Annotated in this window: 15 protein-coding genes; 8 read left to right on the forward strand and 7 right to left on the reverse strand. The window is 72.7% G+C overall.

Annotated elements, in window-relative coordinates; translation table 11 throughout:
- Nucleotides 1-140: 140 nt before the first annotated feature.
- The gene (locus tag ACIBEC_RS17035; protein ID WP_360502927.1) at nt 141-683 is read right to left on the reverse strand and encodes a TetR family transcriptional regulator; all 543 of its coding nucleotides are present in this window, start codon (nt 681-683) and stop codon (nt 141-143) included.
- A 107-nt stretch (nt 684-790) separates the two neighbouring features.
- Between ACIBEC_RS17035 and ACIBEC_RS17040 the strand changes: the two genes are divergently transcribed.
- Nucleotides 791-994 (forward strand): hypothetical protein, encoded by a 204-nt coding sequence (locus tag ACIBEC_RS17040; RefSeq protein WP_360502924.1) that lies wholly within the window; start codon nt 791-793, stop codon nt 992-994.
- 203 nt (nt 995-1,197) lie between these two features.
- On the opposite strand, the gene ACIBEC_RS17045 is transcribed toward ACIBEC_RS17040, so the two are convergent.
- On the reverse strand, nt 1,198-2,109 hold the full coding sequence (locus tag ACIBEC_RS17045; protein WP_360502921.1) for a LysR family transcriptional regulator: 912 nt from the start codon (nt 2,107-2,109) through the stop codon (nt 1,198-1,200).
- 228 nt (nt 2,110-2,337) lie between these two features.
- On the opposite strand from ACIBEC_RS17045, the gene ACIBEC_RS17050 reads away from it, so the two are divergent.
- Together ACIBEC_RS17050 and ACIBEC_RS17055 are read left to right on the forward strand one after the other, a co-directional pair.
- Nucleotides 2,338-3,771, forward strand: coding sequence for a hypothetical protein (locus ACIBEC_RS17050; RefSeq protein ID WP_360502918.1), 1,434 nt, complete (start codon nt 2,338-2,340; stop codon nt 3,769-3,771).
- A gap of 256 nt (nt 3,772-4,027) precedes the next feature.
- On the forward strand, nt 4,028-5,611 hold the full coding sequence (locus tag ACIBEC_RS17055; RefSeq protein WP_360502915.1) for a hypothetical protein: 1,584 nt from the start codon (nt 4,028-4,030) through the stop codon (nt 5,609-5,611).
- A 281-nt stretch (nt 5,612-5,892) separates the two neighbouring features.
- Here the strand turns inward: ACIBEC_RS17055 and ACIBEC_RS17060 are convergent, their stop codons facing one another.
- Both ACIBEC_RS17060 and tdh read right to left on the reverse strand, forming a co-directional pair.
- Entirely contained in the window at nt 5,893-7,086 is a 1,194-nt protein-coding gene (locus ACIBEC_RS17060; RefSeq protein ID WP_360502912.1) for a glycine C-acetyltransferase, read from the reverse strand.
- A gap of 30 nt (nt 7,087-7,116) precedes the next feature.
- Nucleotides 7,117-8,145, reverse strand: a complete 1,029-nt coding sequence (tdh, locus tag ACIBEC_RS17065) for an L-threonine 3-dehydrogenase (protein WP_360502909.1) — start codon at nt 8,143-8,145, stop codon at nt 7,117-7,119.
- Nucleotides 8,146-8,781: 636 nt separating this feature from the next.
- Here tdh and ACIBEC_RS17070 point away from each other — a divergent pair.
- Complete coding sequence (locus ACIBEC_RS17070; RefSeq protein WP_360502906.1) at nt 8,782-10,143, forward strand: serine hydrolase domain-containing protein; 1,362 nt, start codon at nt 8,782-8,784, stop codon at nt 10,141-10,143.
- A 111-nt stretch (nt 10,144-10,254) separates the two neighbouring features.
- Here ACIBEC_RS17070 and ACIBEC_RS17075 read toward each other — a convergent pair whose 3' ends face one another.
- Complete coding sequence (locus ACIBEC_RS17075) at nt 10,255-11,316, reverse strand: ATP-dependent DNA ligase (RefSeq protein WP_360502903.1); 1,062 nt, start codon at nt 11,314-11,316, stop codon at nt 10,255-10,257.
- Nucleotides 11,317-11,440: 124 nt separating this feature from the next.
- On the opposite strand from ACIBEC_RS17075, the gene ligD reads away from it, so the two are divergent.
- Together ligD and ACIBEC_RS17085 are read left to right on the forward strand one after the other, a co-directional pair.
- On the forward strand, nt 11,441-12,448 hold the full coding sequence (gene ligD / locus ACIBEC_RS17080; RefSeq protein WP_360502901.1) for a non-homologous end-joining DNA ligase: 1,008 nt from the start codon (nt 11,441-11,443) through the stop codon (nt 12,446-12,448).
- Between the two features lie 43 nt (nt 12,449-12,491).
- Nucleotides 12,492-13,169: a GNAT family N-acetyltransferase gene (locus ACIBEC_RS17085; protein WP_360502898.1), complete on the forward strand. Its 678-nt coding sequence runs from the start codon at nt 12,492-12,494 to the stop codon at nt 13,167-13,169.
- A gap of 10 nt (nt 13,170-13,179) precedes the next feature.
- Here ACIBEC_RS17085 and ACIBEC_RS17090 read toward each other — a convergent pair whose 3' ends face one another.
- Both ACIBEC_RS17090 and ACIBEC_RS17095 read right to left on the reverse strand, forming a co-directional pair.
- Complete coding sequence (locus ACIBEC_RS17090; RefSeq protein ID WP_360502895.1) at nt 13,180-13,665, reverse strand: hypothetical protein; 486 nt, start codon at nt 13,663-13,665, stop codon at nt 13,180-13,182.
- A gap of 40 nt (nt 13,666-13,705) precedes the next feature.
- A complete protein-coding gene (locus tag ACIBEC_RS17095; RefSeq protein WP_360502892.1) occupies nt 13,706-14,905 on the reverse strand; it encodes an 8-amino-7-oxononanoate synthase in 1,200 nt (399 codons plus the stop codon).
- Nucleotides 14,906-15,069: 164 nt separating this feature from the next.
- On the opposite strand from ACIBEC_RS17095, the gene ACIBEC_RS17100 reads away from it, so the two are divergent.
- Complete coding sequence (locus tag ACIBEC_RS17100; protein ID WP_360502889.1) at nt 15,070-15,582, forward strand: hypothetical protein; 513 nt, start codon at nt 15,070-15,072, stop codon at nt 15,580-15,582.
- 63 nt (nt 15,583-15,645) lie between these two features.
- A complete protein-coding gene (locus ACIBEC_RS17105) occupies nt 15,646-18,138 on the forward strand; it encodes a DEAD/DEAH box helicase (protein ID WP_396287965.1) in 2,493 nt (830 codons plus the stop codon).
- Nucleotides 18,139-18,157 lie beyond the last annotated feature (19 nt).

The raw sequence follows: 18,157 nt of genomic DNA on the forward strand, positions 1-18,157 counted from the left end.
GACACCATCACCCCCACTCTATTCACCGGCTCCCGCACGCCACCAACCCGTCACGGTGCTTCACATGGGAGACACCGGACGCGCCGGGACACCCGTCGAGTGGGCTGGTGGGTCAGCAGGGCCCGGCGGTACGGCCGGGCTCAGGCGGCCAGCAGGGATTCCGCGATGCCGCGGGCCCGCCAGGCGGCGTCCGCGGTGCCCTCGCGCAGGGCGGTGACGATGGCGCCGTCCATCAGCAGGGCGAACTGCCGTGCGCGGCGGTCCGGTTCGGGGATGTCCGCATCCCGCATGAGCTGCTCGACCAGTTCGATGACGCGCCTCTTGTGCAGCGCCGCCATCTCGCGGGCCGGGCTGGCGCGGTCGGCGATCTCGGTCATCGTGTTGATGGCGACGCAGCCGCGGTAGTCCTGCGCGGCGAACCGTTCGGCCAGCGCGTCGAAGACGTTGAGCGGGTGGCCGCCGTGGGCCGCGACCCGCTCGGAGAGCCAGGCGCGCCACCGCGCGTCCCGGCCTTCCAGGACGGCGGTCACCAGGGCCTCCTTGCCGGCGAAGTGCCGGTAGAAGGAGGCCCGGCCCACACCGGACTCGGAGAGGATGCGCTCCACGCCGACCGCGTGGATCCCGTTGGCGTAGAAGAGGGACTCTGCCGTGCTCAGCAGGCGCGCCCGTGCGTTGACTGCCATGTACGCGATCCTAACCGCTCTTGACGCCAAACGGCACCGGTCGGTACCGTCCTCCAGTCGGTACCGATCAGTACCGTTTTTGCGGGACATTCGTACACGGGGGACGCATGAACGAGGACTGGGCCGAGGCCGCCGTCGAACTGGTCGCCGGCTACACGGTGGTGAACGCGGACGGCGAAGCGGTCTCCTCGGTGCCCAGGGCACTGGTGGCCTTCCAGGGCGGCTTCGTCAAGCTGCGCCTGCCCGACACCGGGACGGTGCAGGTGGTCTCCGCCCCCGCCGTCCGCCTGATCACCCTCACGACCGGGTGACCCCGGCGGTCGGGCCCTCCGACCGCCCCCACCGACCAGCGGCTGCACGGCCGCCCGGGCCGGGACGCCGCGCCACCTGCACACGGCGCGGCCGCCCGACCCGGGACGCCGAGCAGCCGCACAGCCTTTCCGGACCCCTCGCTGACGGACCCTCCCGCTTTCCGGACGCCCCCACCACAGCCCCCGCCCCAGCCCCCGCCGCGCTACGCGCCCGCGGCGGCCGCCTCGGCGAGGGCGTCGAGGACGGGGCGGATCAGCGGGTGCCCGTCGGCGCCGGCCCGGACGGCCGCGAAGACCCGGCGGGTGGCGAGCTCGCTGTCCACCGGGCGGACGGCCACCTGGCCGAGGTCGACGCCGCGCAGCGCCGAGCGCGGGACGAGGGCGACCCCGGCGCCCGCCGAGGCCAGCGCCACCACGGCCCGGAAGTCGTCCGAGGAGTGCAGCAGCCGCGGCTGGAACCCGGCATGCTCGCAGGCCAGCAGGACCACGTCGTGGCAGGGGTTGCCCGGGTAGGGGCCGATCCAGGGCTCGTCGGCCAGCGCGGCGACGGCGAGCGGTCCGGCCTCGCCGGCCAGCCGGTGGCCGAGCGGCAGGACGGCCTCGAAGGGCTCGGCGTACAGCGGCACCCGGGTGAGCCGCGCGTCGTCGGCGCGCAGGGCGCCGCGGTACTCGACGGCCACCGCGAGGTCGGCCCGCCCCTCCAGGACCATCGGCAGGCTGGCGTCGCCCTCGGCGTCCAGCACCTTGAGCCGCACCCCCGGCGCGCGCTCGCCGAGCAGGCCGATCGCGGGGGCGAGCACCAGCCCGATGCCGGTGGCGAAGGAGGCCACGGTGACCTCGCCGGAGACACCCGCGCTGTAGGCGGCGAGGTCGGCCTCGGCGCGTTCCAGCTGGGCGAGCACGACGTCGGCGTGGCCGAGCAGGATCTCCCCGGCGGCGGTCAGCCGCACACCCCGGCCCTCACGGGCGAGCAGGTGGTGCCCGGTCTCCTGCTCCAGGGCGGCCAGCTGCTGGGAGACCGCGGAGGGGGTCAGGTAGAGGGCGGCCGCCGCGGCGGTCACGGTGCGGTGGTCCGCCACGGCCCGCAGGGTCCGCAGCCGTCGTGCGTCGATCACAAGCCAATTCTGCCAGCGCGGCGGACCGGACCGGGCAGGCCGGGGTTCTCGACCGGAAGGATCGGCCCGCGGCGGGAGCGCGGGGTCGGACGGAGGTACCACCGGTGACGTATTTCCGGACGAGATCGCTTCACTTCGTTGACCGCCGGGCCGGGCGGCGCTTGGCTCGTGCCCAACGGGCCGCGGGGGTCGAGCGGGCCCGGCACCGTCATCTGGGGAGGATGATCGATGACCACCGCACGCACCCGCCGCCGGCTGGCCCGCGCCGCCTGCGTCCTGGCCGCCGCCACCGCGGTCGGCGCCGTGATGCCCGCCGCCGAGGCCCGGCCGCCCAAGGGCGACACCGCCCGGGTCAGCGAGGGGCCCAAGGGCGAGGGGCTCGACGGCGACTCGTACGGCCTCGGGCTGACCTCCGACGGCCGCTCCGTGCTGTTCAGCTCGACGGCGACCAACCTCGTCCCCGGTCACACCGATGCCACCGAGGGCCTCTACGTCAAGGACCTCCGGAACGGGCACGTCCAACAGGTCGACCTGGCCGACGACGGCTCCCGGCTGGACGCGAGCGTCTACGACGCCTCGATCAGCGGCGACGGCCGGTACGTGGCGTTCAGCACCGCCGCGACCAACGTGGTGCCCGGCCAGCAGAAGCACGAGTACGACGTCTTCGTCCGCGACCGGTGGACCGGCCGCACCGAGCTGATCAGCGCCGGCACCGGCTCGACGTCCGACGACCAGTCGATCCGCAGGGCCATCAACCCCAGCCTGAGCTGGGACGGCCGCTACGTGGCCTTCGCCTCCGACCGCACCGACCTCGGGGCGACGGTCAAGCGCGGCAAGGTGAACGTCTACGTCACCGACCGCCGGACCCACACCACCCGGCTGATCACGGTCGGCGCCGACGGCACGCCCGCCGACCAGAACTCCTTCGAGCCGACCCTGAGCGCGGACGGCCGGACCGTCGGTTTCACCTCGCGCGCCGGCAACCTGCTCCCACCCGGGCAGGACCCCGCCGGCACCTTCGGCACCTCCGCCGACACCTCCGGCACCTCCGACCCGGCCGACGACGCCACCGCACCCACCACCGGCGCGCAGCCCCGGCTGGCGGTGCCCCGGTTCTACCCCTTCTACGTCTGGGACGCCCGCACCGGCCGGATCAGCGGCGCCAGCTACGACGAGACGGGGGCCTTCCGGGCCTCCGGCCAGGACGGCCGGATCAGCCCCGACGGCCGCTACGCCGTCTACAGCGTCCCCCAGCCCGGCGGGCGGCCCGGCTCGCACGGGGTCCACCTGGTGGTCTACGCCCGCGAGTTGGCCACCGGCACCGTCACCCAGGTCAGCACCCCGCTCCCCGGCACCACGACGGACCTCTCCTCGTCCGAGCCCGTCATGACCTACGACAGCCGCTGGGTGTACTTCACGTCCGACGTCGAGACCCTGGTGCCCGACGACACCAACCAGCAGACGGACGTCTTCCGCCGCGACCTGTGGACCGGACGCACCGAGCGGGTGAGCCTCACCCAGGACGGTTCGCAGAGCACCGCCTCGTCGTTCACGCCGTCCGTGGACGCCTTCGGGGGCACCGTGGTCTTCAACGCCACGGACGGCGACCTCGTCCCGGGCGACACCAACAACCTCACGGACGTCTTCCGGCGCCGCCTCTGACGACACCGGCTTCGGCGGCGCCGGCGTTGATGGCACCGACATCGATGACACCGGCTTCGGCGGCACCGGCGTCGATGGCCTGATCCGATGCCGTCGATGGCCTGACTCCCTTGCGGGATACGTCCGTTGACGAATTTTCCGCCGAGATCACCCCCGGCCGTTGACCGTCGCTCCCTCCCGGCGATTGGCTCTCCAGGAGCCCGTCGCCGGGAGGGAGCCCGGCGGCAGAGGCGATCACTGGGGGAGGACAACGCCCATGACCCGCAACACCCGAACCACCCGCAACCGGTGGTTGGCCGGCAGCGGCAGCATCCTGGCGGCCGCCGCCGTGCTGGCCACGGTCGCCGTTCCGGCCCAGGCCGCCCCGGCGCCGCGCGGCACCGTCCAGGTCAGCGTCGGGCTGAACGGCGCCGTGCCGGACAACCAGTCGTGGAGCAAGGGGATCAGCGCGGACGGCCACTACGCCCTGTTCACCTCCTGGGCCACGAACCTGGTGTCCCAGCCCGCGAAGAGCGGACGCGACGCCTACGTCCGCGACCTGCGGACCGGCGGCACCGAGCGGGTCAACCTGGCCGACGACGGCTCGGTGCTGAACGGCTTCACCGACTACGTCGCGATCAACGCCGACGGCCGCTACGTCGTCTTCGAGAGCGACGCCGACAACGTGCTGCCCTGCCTGCCGGTCCAGGGCCGGACCGAGGTGTACGTCCGCGACCGCAAGACCGGCCGCACCGAGCTGGTCAGCGGCGGGCTCACCAGCACCGACACCGACAAGTTCCACGCCTCGTACGCGCCCTCGATCAGCGCGAACGGCCGCTACGTGGCCTTCGTGTCCTCCCGGACCGACCTCGTTCCGGCCCTCCAGGGCGGCGACCCCTCGCTCGCCAGGCCGTACACCTGGGACTACAACATCTACGTCACCGACCGCTGGACCGGCAAGACCCGCCTGGTGTCCCTCGGCGCGGACGGCAAGCCGGGCGACAGCATGTCCCTCAACCCGACGATCAGCGCGGACGGCCGCACCATCGGCTTCACCTCCTTCGCGTCCAACCTGCTGCCGGCCGAGCAGACCCCGGCCCTCGCCGCCCCGGCCGCCGAGGCCGCCGCCGCTGCCACTGCTGCCACCGCCGCCCGGCCCGCCGCGCCCGCCGACGTCGAGCTCGCCCCGGGCACCGCCCCGGCCCTGCCCCGCGGCGCCCGGGCGGGCCTGGCGCAGCCGAACCTGGCCCGGCCGACCACCGGCGCCTACTACACGTACGACGTGCAGTCCGGCCACATCTCCGCCGCGAGCCTCGGCCTCGACGGCAAGCTCGGCTACGCGAGCTTCGACGCGACGATCAGCCCGGACGGGCGGCGCGCGGTGTACGCCCTGCCCGAGCCCGGCGGGTCGACCGACGGCCACCGGTACCACCTGGTGCTGTACGTCCGGGACCTCAGGAAGGGCACCGTGACGAAGGTCAGCGGCGGTCTGCCCGGCACCACCTCGGTCGGCACCTCCGACCACGGCAGCATCACCGCCGACAACCGCTGGATCTACTTCTCCTCCGCCGCCGACAACCTGGTGGCCGGCCCGCAGCACCCGGGCTGGGACGTCTACCGCCAGGACCTGCGCACCGGCCGCACCGAGCGGGTCGCCACCGCGCCGGACGGCTCGTTCGGCGACGGTTCCTCGGTCGACCCCTTCGTGGACGCCCACGGCGACACCGTGGTCTTCGGCTCGACCAGCGGCAACCTGGTCACCGGCACCAAGGGTCCGGCGACCGGCGGCTACCAGGTCTTCGCCCGCCCGTCCGGGCACCACGGCGACGGGGACGACGACCAGGGCCAGGACGACGACTGATCCCGCCGACCCGGCCGATTTGGCTGATCCCGCTGGTCCGACTGCTCCGAAAACCGCGAACGGGGGCGGGACGTCGGCCGGGCCGGCGTCCCGCCCCCGAAGCGGGAGGGTGGGGCGGATGGTCTGGTGAGCCGTGCGGCGGAGAGGCATCGACGCGCCTCCGCCGCACGGCGGTCGTGAGCCCGCGGGCCGGTCCGGTTCCGAGCGGACCGGCCCGCGGGCAGTCTCGGTGGGGTTGCTCCCCCAGCGGGTAGCACCCCCAGCGGGCTGCTCCCCGGCGGTTACTCTCCCAGCGCGGCGCGCGCGTCCACGAAGGCGGCGACGGCGCGCTCGACGTCCTCGGTGGAGTGCGCGGCGGACAGCTGCACCCGGATCCGGGCCTGGCCGTGCGGGACCACCGGGTAGGAGAACCCGATCACGTACACGCCGCGCTCCAGCAGCAGTTCGGCGAGCCGGCCGGCCTCGGCCGCGTCGCCGATCATCACCGGGGCGATCGGGTGGTCGCCGGGCAGGATCTCGAACCCGGCCTCGGTCATCTTCGTGCGGAACAGCGCGGTGTTGGCCGCCAGTCGCTCGCGCAGCTCGTTGGACTGCTCGACCAGGTCGAGCACCTTCAGCGAGGCGGCCGCGATCACCGGGGCCAGCGAGTTGGAGAACAGGTACGGGCGGGAGCGCTGGCGCAGCAGGGCGACGATCTCCCGGCGGGCGGCGACGTAACCGCCGGAGGCGCCGCCGAGGGCCTTGCCGAGGGTGCCGGTGATGATGTCCACGCGGTCCATCACGCCGTGCAGCTCGGGGGTGCCGCGGCCGCCCGCGCCGACGAAGCCGACGGCGTGCGAGTCGTCCACCATGACCATGGCGTCGTAGCGGTCGGCCAGGTCGCAGATCTCCCGCAGCGGGGCGACGTAGCCGTCCATCGAGAAGACGCCGTCGGTGACGATCAGGCGGCGGCGGGCGTCCTGGGTCTCCTGGAGCTGCTTCTCCAGGTCGGCCATGTCGCGGTTGGCGTAGCGGTGGCGGCGGGCCTTGCTGAGCCGGATGCCGTCGATGATGCTCGCGTGGTTCAGCGCGTCGGAGATGACGGCGTCACGGTCGTCGAGCACGGTCTCGAAGACGCCGCCGTTGGCGTCGAAGCAGGACGAGTAGAGGATCGTGTCCTCCTGGCCGAGGAACGCCGAGAGGCGGTCCTCCAGCTGCTTGTGGACGTCCTGGGTGCCGCAGATGAAGCGGACCGAGGCCATCCCGTAGCCCCAGCGGTCCAGGGCGTCCTTGGCGGCGTCCAGCACCTCGGGGTGGTCGGCCAGGCCGAGGTAGTTGTTGGCGCAGAAGTTCAGCACCTCGCCCGGCTTGCCGCCGCCGGTGACGGTGACCGCGGCGCTCTGCGGGGTCCCGATCACCCGCTCGGGCTTGAACAGGCCGGCCTCGCGGATCTCGTCGAGGGTGGTGGCGATGTCGGCGCGCACGTTGTCGAACACAACAGGCTCCTTTTGCGTCGGCGGGGTGGCTCAGGCGGTCCAGTCGAGGATGATCTTGCCGCAGTTGCCGCTCGCGGCGTCGTCGAAGGCGGCGGCGAAGTCGTCGGCGGCGTAGCGGCCGGTGATCACCGGGCTGAGGTCCAGGCCGCCCTCCAGCAGCACGGACATCGCGTACCAGGTCTCGAACATCTCGCGGCCGTAGATGCCCTTGATGGTGATCATCGAGGTGACGATCCGCGCCCAGTCGACGGCGAAGTCGTCGGCCGGCAGGCCGAGCATGGCGATCTTGCCGCCGTGCGTCATGTTGGCGATCATCGACTGCATCGCCTCGGGGCGGCCGGACATCTCCAGGCCGACGTCGAAGCCCTCGCGCAGGCCGAGCTTCTGCTGGCCCTCCTCGATGGTGTGCTCGGCGACGTTGAGCGCCAGCGTCACACCGACCTCGCGGGCCAGGTCGAGGCGGTACGGGGAGACGTCGGTGATCATCACGCTGCGGGCGCCGGCGTGCTTGGCGACGGCGGCGGCCATGATGCCGATCGGGCCGGCGCCGGTGACCAGCACGTCCTCGCCGACCAGCGGGAAGGACAGCGCGGTGTGCACGGCGTTGCCGAACGGGTCGAAGATCGCGGCCACGTCCAGGTCGACCGGCACCCGGTGCACCCAGACGTTGGAGGCGGGCAGCGCCACGTACTCGGCGAAGGCGCCGTCGCGGTTGACGCCCAGGCCGACGGTGTTGCGGCACAGGTGGCGGCGGCCGGCCAGGCAGTTGCGGCACTTGCCGCACACCAGGTGGCCCTCGCCGCTGACCAGGTCGCCGATCGCGATGTCCGCGACGCCGGCGCCGATCTCGGCGACCTCGCCGACGAACTCGTGACCGAGCACCAGCGGGGTGTTGATGGTCTGCTGCGCCCAGCCGTCCCACTTGCGGATGTGCAGGTCGGTGCCGCAGATGCCGGTCCGCAGCACCTTGATCAGCACCTCGTTGGGGCCGATCTCGGGCTTCGGGACATCGATCATCCAGAGGCCGGGCTCGGCCTTCTGCTTGACGAGTGCCTTCACGGGGGCGGCTCCTGACGCGCGGGGGGACGGCCTTCGGGGGTCGGGCAGGCCGAGGTGGCCCGGTTCGGCCGGTCCTGGCGGACGCACTCCGGGCAGGCAGAAATCTGCCTGGTGGGAGGGGGTGCGGTCCATCGAGGAATTCTTAAGGACGGCCACAGCTGGGCTAAACGATCGTGCCCGAGTGGCGGCCGGCAGGGGGTGCGGCATGCCGGTGCTCACTCGTTCGGCCGAGCGCGGAGCGGCGGGCGCGACTCCAACCGGCGGGTGGACGGGGACATTTGGAGGGGCTTGACCGGTTCTAAGCGGGTTTGACGGTTCCTGATGGCGGCCGCCAGCCGGATTGGGGCACTCGGCTGACGACGGGCCCGTTCGGATCAGCCGGGAACCGACCCGCGCGCGGCCCGGCGGCAGCGGTGCTTACGGTGGCGACGCTTCCCCCGCGCCCCGTGGAGCAGCACTCCGGGGCCCCAGCCCAAGGGGCCGACCGCCCCAGAGAGGCGCTCTCGCCACATGACCAAGACCCGACGGCCGCGACCGGCCGCCATCCGCCCGACCGGTGCGCGACCGGCCGGTGCGCACTCCGCCGGTGCCGGCTCGGCCGTTGCGCGATCGACCGCTGTCCGTTCGGCAGGGCGCGTGACCGCCGCCGCCCTGGCCCTGACCGGCCTGCTCGCCACCGCGGCCTGCTCCGGCGACTCGAAGCCCGCCCAGCCGGCCGGCGGCCCGGCGGTCGCCGGCGAGCCGGCCGCGCTCAGCCCGTCCCCCACCACCTCGGTGAACGTGTCCCCGGGCGCGGTGGTACCGCTGACCCCGGCCGTCACCTCACAGTTGGACTCCGCGATCCAGCAGGTGATGAGCCAGGCCTCCGTCCCCGGCATCTCGGTCGGCATCATCACGCCCGGCGGCACCTACCAGAAGTCCTTCGGCATCGCCGACAAGGCCAGCGGCGCAGCGATGGACCCCGGGCTGTACTCGCGGATCGGCAGCGAGACCAAGACCTTCACCGCGACCGCCGTCCTGCGGCTGGTGGACCAGGGCAAGGTGGCCCTGGACGACCCGATCTCCAAGTACGTGGACGGCGTCCCCGGCGGCGACGGGATCACCGTCCGCCAGCTCGGCGAGATGCGCAGCGGCCTGTTCCCGTACAGCTCCGACCCGGACTTCGTGAACACGCTGATCAGCAACCCGAACCACGTGTTCACCCCCGACCAGCTGCTCGCCTACGGGTACAAGCACCCCGCCGTCTCCCCGCCCGGCACCCAGTTCCAGTACAACAACAGCAACTACATCATCCTGGGCAAGCTGATCGAGAAGGTCGGCGGGCAGCCCGCCGGCGCGTTCCTCAAGGACCAGGTGTTCACCCCCGCCTCGCTCGCCAAGACCAGCTTCCCCGTCGACGCGAGCATCCCCGACCCGCACTCCCACGGCTACACCGACCAGACGCCCACCGGGGCGATCGAGGACGCCACCAACTGGAACCCGTCCTGGGCCTGGACCGCCGGGGCCGTCATCACCACCCTCGCCGACCTGGAGAGCTGGGCCAAGACCATGGCCACCGGCACCCTCGTCAAACCGGCCACCCAGGCCGAACGCCTGAAGACCCTGCCGACCGGCGACCCCGGCGTCACGTACGGCTTCGGGCTGTTCAACAACTACGGGTGGATCGGACACAACGGCTCGATGCCCGGCTACGAAAGCGTGGCCGTGTACCTGCCGGAGGCGCAGAGCACGCTGGCGATGCTGCTCAACACCGATGTGCTGTACCAGGGTTCGGAGCCGTCGTCGCTGTTCGCGAACGCGATCACCAAGATCATCTCGCCGAAGAACGTCTACTCGATCCCGCCGGCGACCGCCGCGCCGTCGGCGCCGGGCTCGGGGTCGGCGTCCGGTTCGACCTCCGGCTCGCCGTCCGCCTTCGCCACGATCACCGGCGGCACGGGCTCGCCGTCGGGGCCGTCGGCCACCGCGAGCGGCACCGGCTCGCTGCGCGTCTCCTGACCTCCCGCACCCACCCGCCGGCGGCCCGAACGGACCCTTTCCGTTCGGGCCGCCGGCGTTCCGCCCGTGTTCGGCCTTTCAGTGTCAGCAGTGTTGACGATTGACGATCCGTCAGATTCCGAGCACCTTGCCGAGGTCGTACGAGACCGGCTCCTCCAACTGCTCGTAGGTGCAGCTCTCCGGAGTGCGGTCCGGCCGCCAGCGGCGGAACTGCGCGGTATGCCGGAAGCGGGTGCCCTCCATGTGGTCGTACGCGACCTCGACCACCCGCTCGGGACGCAACGCGATCCAGGACAGGTCCTTGCCGCCGGTCCAGCGGCTGACCGCGCCGGGCAGCCGGCCCTCGGCGTGCGCGGCCTCGTCCGCCCAGGCGCCCCAGGGGTGCCGAGCGAGGTCGTCCATCCGCAACGGGGCCAGCTCCTCGACGAGTTCGCGGCGGCGGGCCATCGAGAAGGCGGCGCAGACGCCGACGTGCTGGAGCTTCCCCTCGGTGTCGAAGATGCCCAGCAGGAGGGAGCCGACCACCGGGCCGCTCTTGTGCTCGCGGTAGCCGGCCACCACGCAGTCGGCGGTGCGCTCGTGCTTGATCTTGTACATGGTCCGCTCCCCCGGCCGGTACGGCTGGTCCAGCGGCTTGGCGACCACCCCGTCCAGTCCGGCGCCCTCGTACTCGGCGAACCAGGTCTGCGCGAGGTCCCGGTCGGTGACGGCGGGGGCGGTGAACACCGGGTCGGCGGCCTCGGCGAGCGCCGCCTCCAAGGCCGGGCGGCGCACCGACAGCGGCTCGTCCAGCAGCGAGTCGTCCCCGAGGGCGAGCAGGTCGAAGGCGACGAAGGAGGCCGGGGTCTGCTCGGCGAGCAGCTTCACCCGGCTCGCGGCGGGGTGGATGCGCTCCAGCAGCTCCTCGAAGCGCAGGCGGCCGTCACGGGCGATCACCACCTCTCCGTCCAGCACGCAGCGGGGCGGCAACTCGCGCCGGAAGGCCTCGACCAGCTCGGGAAAGTACCTGGTCAGCGGCTTTCCGGTGCGGCTGCCGAGTTCCACCTCGGCTACGTCGCGGAACACGATGGTGCGAAAGCCGTCCCACTTGGCCTCGTACTGCATCCCGGGCGGGATCTTGGCCACCGACTTGGCGAGCATCGGCGCCACCGGCGGCATCACGGGCAGGTCCATGCGTCCGATCCTCGCCCCGTTCCCGCCGGGGCGCGCGCCAGGCTCGGGGGGCGTTCGCCGGGGTTTGGGGGTGTGCGCGGGACTCGGGGGGCGCACGGGGCCCCGCGCGCTTAGCGTGAATGGCATGGGCTCAGCCGTGGAACTGGAAGTCGCCGGGCGCACCGTCCGACTGTCGAACCCGGACAAGGTGTACTACCCCGAGCGCGGCTTCACCAAGCTGGACGTCGCACAGTACTACCTGGCCGTCGCCGACGGAGTGCTGCGCGGCCTGCGCGACCGCCCCACCACACTGCAGCGCTTCCCGGACGGCGTCGACGGCGAGTTCTTCTACCAGAAACGCGCCCCCAAGGGCCTGCCGGACTGGCTGCCCACCGCGCGGATCAACTTCCCCAGCGGCCGCTCCGCCGACGAGATCTGCCCCACCGAGCCCGCCGCCGTCCTGTGGGCGGCCAACCTCGGCTGCCTCACCTTCCACCCCTGGCCTGTACGGCGCACCGACACCGACCACGTGGACGAACTGCGCATCGACCTCGACCCGCAACCCGGCACCGACTTCCACGACGCCGCCCGCGCCGCCCACGAACTGCGCGCCCTCCTCGAGGAGCACGGACTGCGCGGCTGGCCCAAGTCCTCCGGCGGACGCGGCCTGCACGTGTACGTGCCGCTCGAACCCGAGTGGACCTTCACCGACGGCCGGCACGCGGTCATCGCCCTCGGCCGGGTCCTGGAACAGCGGATGCCCGGCAAGGTCACCACCGCCTGGTGGAAGGAGGAACGCGGCGAACGGATCTTCGTCGACTACAACCAGATGGCCCGCGACCGCACCATCGCCTCCGCCTACTCCCTGCGCGCCCGCCCCCGCGCCACCGCCTCCACCCCGCTGCACTGGGACGAACTCGACGACGCCACCCCCGAGGACTTCGACCTGCGCACCGTCCCGGCCCGCTTCGCCGAACTCGGCGACCTCAACGCGGAGATGGACGGCCAGGCGTTCCGCCTCGAAGGCCTCCTGGAGCTGTACGACAAGCAACTGCACGACGAGGGCCTCGGCGAACTCCCCTACCCGCCCGACCACCCCAAGGCTGCAGGCGAACCCACCCGCGTCCAGCCGAGCCGGGCCCGCAAGCAATGAAGGCAGCGGCATAGGCTGGCCCTTTCGACGGTTGGGGGCGCGGATGGGCGTGGAGACGGGCGTGCGGGGGCTGGCGGAGATCCTGGCGGACGCGGCACGCGGGGTGTTCCCCCCGCCGGACGGATCGGTCACGGTGGTGTCGCAGCCGTCACCGCGCGAGACCGGAGTGGTGTCCTTCGCCGCCCACGCGGTCGTCTTCACCGACGAGGACCCGGCCTGGGTGCACTCGACGCTCGCCGCCACCCCCGGCGACGCGCTGTCCGCCCCGCTCTGCCCGCCCTTCCTGACCGCCTTCGGCGAACGCACCGGACGCACCGTCAACAACATCGACCTGCTGACGGTCGCCGACCGCCTGCCGGGTGAGCCGCCGCTGCCACTGACCGAAGTCCGGGACCGCGAGCACCCCCGGGTGCTCCGGGCCCTGCGCTACCGCGAGGACGTCCGTGTCTTCACCACCGACGGCGGCGTCACCGACGGCGGCGTCCTCATCCTCGGTCGCGGCGTCGCCGGCCGCTGGGAGTGCGCCGTCGAGGTCGACCCGCACACCCGGAACCGCGGCCTCGGCCGCACCCTCGCCGGCGCCGCCCGCCACCTCCTCCCCGAAGGCGACACGATCTGGGCCCAACAGGCCCCCGGCAACGCCCCCAGCGTCCGCGCCTTCCAGGCCGCCGGCTATCGCCCGATCGGCGCGGAAGCGCTGCTGGTGGCGGACCGGCCGTAGCGCACCCCGGTCACCCGTCCGACGGCTTCCACATCACCCGTACCCGGTCGGCCTCGGCGTCGAACCCGAGGAACGGCGCCCGTGTGTCGCCTTCGAAGTACATCGGCACCGATTTACCCAGCCGCCGTCCGATCGCCGCCAGGAACCCGCAGAGGACGTCCAGCCGCTCCTGGCCCTGCAGCTCCCACAGCGAGACGTCGAAGTCGATCTGCTCGTCCCCGAGGAACCGGAAGATCGCGCACACATCGGCGGTCGGCCACACGCACAGGTTCGGGCACTCGGCGTCGGCCGGGCGTGACAGCACCGTCGCGGCGCTCGGGAGCGGCAGGACGGTCCTCCCCTCGGAGTACTGGTACGACCAGCCACGCTCCACGACGAGGTCGAGCACCGCCTGCCAGTCCGCGGCCGTGGTGTTGGCGATGTAGACGTCCGGCAGGGTGCCCCCACCGGACGGATCGAGCAGCCACGCGACGTCGTCCCACAGCAGATCCGGCATGCCGCCATCCTGCCCGGGCACACCCGGCCGCACCGAGCGATTATTCGGGCCGGGCGCCCGCCGGGGCCAGCTCGGCGATGATCCGCACCGCGTCGGCGATCTGCCCGTCGGTCAGGTCGCCGCGGGCGGTCAGGCGCAGGCGGGAGATGCCGTCCGGGACGGACGGGGGGCGGAAGCAGCCGACCGCGAGGCCGGCCCGGCGGCAGTCGGCGGCCCAGGCGACGGCGGCCTCGGGGCCCGGGGCGCGGACGGAGACCACGGCGGCGTCCGGCTCGCAGGCGTGCAGGCCGGCGGCGGTGAGTTGCCGGGCGAGGGTGCGGGCGACCTCGCGGGCGCGTTCGGCGCGGGCCGGTTCGGCGCGCAGCAGGCGTAGGGCGGCGAGGGCGGCGCCGGCGGCGGCCGGGGCGAGGCCGGTGTCGAAGATGAAGGTGCGGGCGGTCTCGGTGAGGTGGCGGATCACCCGGCGCGGGCCGAGGACGGCGCCGCCCTGGGAGCCGAGGGACTTGGAGAGGGTCGCGGTGGCGACGGTGTCCGGCCGCCCGGCGAGCCCGGCCGCCGCGAGGGCCCCGGTGCCGCCGGGGCCGAGGACGCCCAGCCCGTGCGCGTCGTCCACGAGCAGGGCGGCGCCGTGCGCGCGGACGGCTTCGGAGAGCGCGGCCAGCGGGGCGGCGTCGCCGTCCACCGAGAACACCGAGTCGGTGACGACGAGCGCCCGCCGCTGCGTCCGGGCGGCGAGCACTTCGGCGACGGCCGCCGGGTCGCTGTGCGGGGCGCGGTGGACGTCGGAGCGGGACAGCCGGCAGCCGTCGATCAGGGAGGCGTGGTTGTAGGCGTCGGACACGATCAGGGTGTCCGGGTCGGTGAGCGCGGTGAGCGCGGCCAGATTCGCCGTGTACCCGGAGGAGAACACCAGTGCCGCCTCGGCCCCGCAGAACTCGGCGAGCTCCTCCTCCAGTTCGGTGTGCAGCGCGGTCGTCCCGGTCACCAGCCGCGAGCCCGTCGCCCCGCCGCCCCAGCGCAGCGCGGCCTCCGCCGCGGCCCGGGTGACCTCGGAGTGCCGGGTCAGGCCCAGGTAGTCGTTGCCGGCGAGGTCGAGCACCGGGTCCTCGGCGGGCCGGCTGCGCAGGGTACGCGTGAGGCCGGCCTCGGCGCGCAGCTCGGCGGCCTCGTCGAGCCAGTCGAAGACGTTCGCCGGAGCGAGCTCGGCGGTGTGCGGTTCGGACGCAGGCGGGTGGACCATGCCCGGCACTCTGGCACGGCCCTCGCGGGCCAGGCAATGTGCCGCTCGGCACAGCTTCGGGACACAAGCCCCGTGTCGTTCACTCAGCGGCGGTCGGTGGGGGGTTGTGGGCGTGGAAGCCGTGGCAGTCCGCGGACCTGCCGGAGCACGCGTGCTGGTCGCTCGTGGACGAGAACGATCTGAAGCCGCTGGCCGGCCCGGACGGGAAGGCCGTCGAGCCCAAGCCGGCCCGGGAGATCGCCACCCTCGAGAAGCCCGAGTCCGGGGACCGCGACTACCGCTGCACCGTCATGTGGACGGGCGGCGCCTTCCTGCTCGACGTGGACATCAGGCCGCCGTGGAACGGGGTCGACGCGGACCGCGCGAGCGACGCCCGCCTCGGCTCGGTCACCCCGCTGGATTTCGGGCCCGGTGCGACCGGCTGGATCGTGAACCACGACAGAGTCCGGCTCTACGTGTCGTGCGACTTCCAGGGCACGCAGCCGGACACCGGCCGCGCCGCGCCGCCCTACGTCGGCGTGCAGGTCAGCGGGGACCACATCGACGGCACCTCCCCGGCTGGGGTGGGGCAGGCGTACGCGGACATCGCCCTGAAGGTCGGCCGGGCCGCCGCGACCGCGTACGAGTGCCGCAACACCGTGCAGCTGCCCGCCGCCGCCCCGCGCGTCCCCTCCTAGCCCCGGGCTTTGCCCGGGGTGGCCGCGAGCAGGCAAGATAGCCGGGTGACCCTCCTTGATCTGATGCCGAAGCCCGCCACGCCCGACGCGCTGTACGAGACGTTCGCCGCCTGGGCGGAGGAGCGGGGGATCACGCTGTACCCGGCGCAGGAAGAGGCGCTGATCGAGTTGGTGTCGGGGAACAACGTGATCCTGGCGACGCCGACCGGGTCGGGCAAGAGCCTGGTGGCGGCGGGGGCGCACTTCGCGGCGCTGGCGGAGGGGCAGCGGACCTTCTACACCGCACCGATCAAGGCGCTGGTGTCGGAGAAGTTCTTCGACCTGGTGAAGATGTTCGGCACCGAGCAGGTCGGCATGATGACCGGCGACGCGAGTGTGAACCCGACCGCGCCGATCATCTGCTGCACCGCCGAGGTGCTCGCCCAGATCGCGTTGCGCGACGGCACGCGGGCGGACATCGGCCAGGTGGTCATGGACGAGTTCCACTTCTACGCCGAGGCGGACCGCGGCTGGGCCTGGCAGATCCCGCTGCTGGAGCTGCCGCAGGCGCAGTTCCTGCTGATGTCGGCGACGCTCGGCGACGTCCGCCGCTTCGAGGAGGACCTGACCCGCCGGACCGGCCGTCCGACGACGGTGGTCCGCAACGCGACCCGCCCGGTGCCGCTGTTCTACGAGTACCGCCGCACCACGATGCACGACACGCTCGAGGAGCTGCTGCAGACCGGCCAGGCGCCGGTCTACGTCGTGCACTTCACGCAGAAGGAGGCGGTGGAGCGGGCGCAGTCGCTGATGAGCATCAACATGTGCTCGAAGGCGGAGAAGGAGGCTATCGCCGACCTGATCGGCAACTTCCGCTTCACCACCAAGTTCGGCCGCAACCTGTCCCGTTACGTGCGCCACGGCATCGGCGTGCACCACGCGGGCATGCTGCCGAAGTACCGCCGACTGGTCGAACGCCTCGCCCAGGCGGGCCTGTTGAAGGTGATCTGCGGCACCGACACGCTGGGTGTCGGCGTCAACGTGCCGATCCGCACGGTGCTGTTCACGGCCCTGTCCAAGTACGACGGCACCCGGGTGCGCATCCTGCGTGCCCGCGAGTTCCACCAGATCGCCGGGCGGGCCGGCCGGGCCGGCTTCGACACCGTCGGCCAGGTGGTGGCGCAGGCGCCGGAGCACGTGATCGAGAACGACAAGGCGATCGCCAAGGCCGGGGACGACCCGAAGAAGAAGCGCAAGGTGGTGCGCAAGAAGGCGCCGGAGGGCTTCGTCGGCTGGACCGAGGAGACCTTCGAGAGGCTGATCGGCGCCGACCCGGAGCCGCTGGTGTCCCGGTTCAAGGTGACCCACGCGATGCTGCTGTCGGTGATCGGCCGCCCGGGCAACGCCTTCGAGGCGATGCGCAAGCTGCTCACCGACAACCACGAGGACAAGGTGGCGCAGCGCCGGCACATCCGCACCGCGATCGCCATCTACCGCTCGCTGCTGCAGGGCGGTGTGGTGGAGCGGCTGCCGGAGCCCGACGCCGACGGCCGGATCGTCCGGCTCACGCTGGACCTGCAGGAGAACTTCGCGCTCAACCAGCCGCTGTCGACCTTCGCGCTGGCCGCCTTCGAGCTGCTCGACCCGACCTCGCCGTCGTACGCGATGGACGTCGTCTCCGTCGTCGAGGCGACCCTCGACGACCCGCGCCAGATCCTCGCCGCGCAGCAGAACAAGGCGCGCGGCGAGGCGGTCGGCGAGATGAAGCGGGACGGCATCGAGTACGAGGAGCGGATGGAGCGGCTCCAGGAGATCACCTACCCGAAGCCGCTGGAGGAGCTGCTCACCCACGCCTACGAGGTGTACCGAGGGGCGCACCCGTGGATCGGCGACCACCAGCTGCAGCCGAAGTCGGTGGTCCGCGACCTGTACGAGCGGGCGATGACTTTCTCGGACTACGTCGGCTTCTACGAGCTGGCGCGCACCGAGGGCATCGTGCTGCGCTACCTGGCCGGCGCGTACAAGGCGCTGGAGCAGACCGTCCCCGAGGACGTGAAGACCGACGACCTCAAGGACGTCATCGCGTGGCTCGGCGAGCTGGTCCGCCAGGTCGACTCGAGCCTGCTGGACGAGTGGGAGCAGCTGGCCAACCCGACCGATCCGCAGGCCGCCGAGGTGCGGCTGGACGACAAGCCGGCGCCGGTCACGGCCAACGCGCGCGCCTTCCGGGTGCTGGTCCGCAACGAGATGTTCCGCCGGGTCGAGCTGTGCGCGCTGGAGCACTACGAGGAGCTCGCGGCGCTGGACGGCGAGTACGGCTGGGACGCGGACCGCTGGGCGGACGCCATGGACGGGTACTGGGACGAGTACGACGACCTGAGCACCGGCCCGGACGCGCGCGGCCCGAAGATGCTGATCATCGAGGAGGAGGACTCCGCCTGGCGGGTCCGGCAGATCTTCGACGACCCGGAGGGCGACCACGACTGGGGCATCAGCGCCGAGGTGGACCTGTTCGGCTCGGACGAGGAGGGCCGGGCGGTGGTGCGGGTGACCGCGGTGGACCGGCTCGGCGGCTGACGGATCGTCAACAGCGAAG

This window comes from Kitasatospora sp. NPDC051164, assembly GCF_044455625.1.
In the GTDB taxonomy this organism is placed as follows: domain Bacteria; phylum Actinomycetota; class Actinomycetes; order Streptomycetales; family Streptomycetaceae; genus Kitasatospora.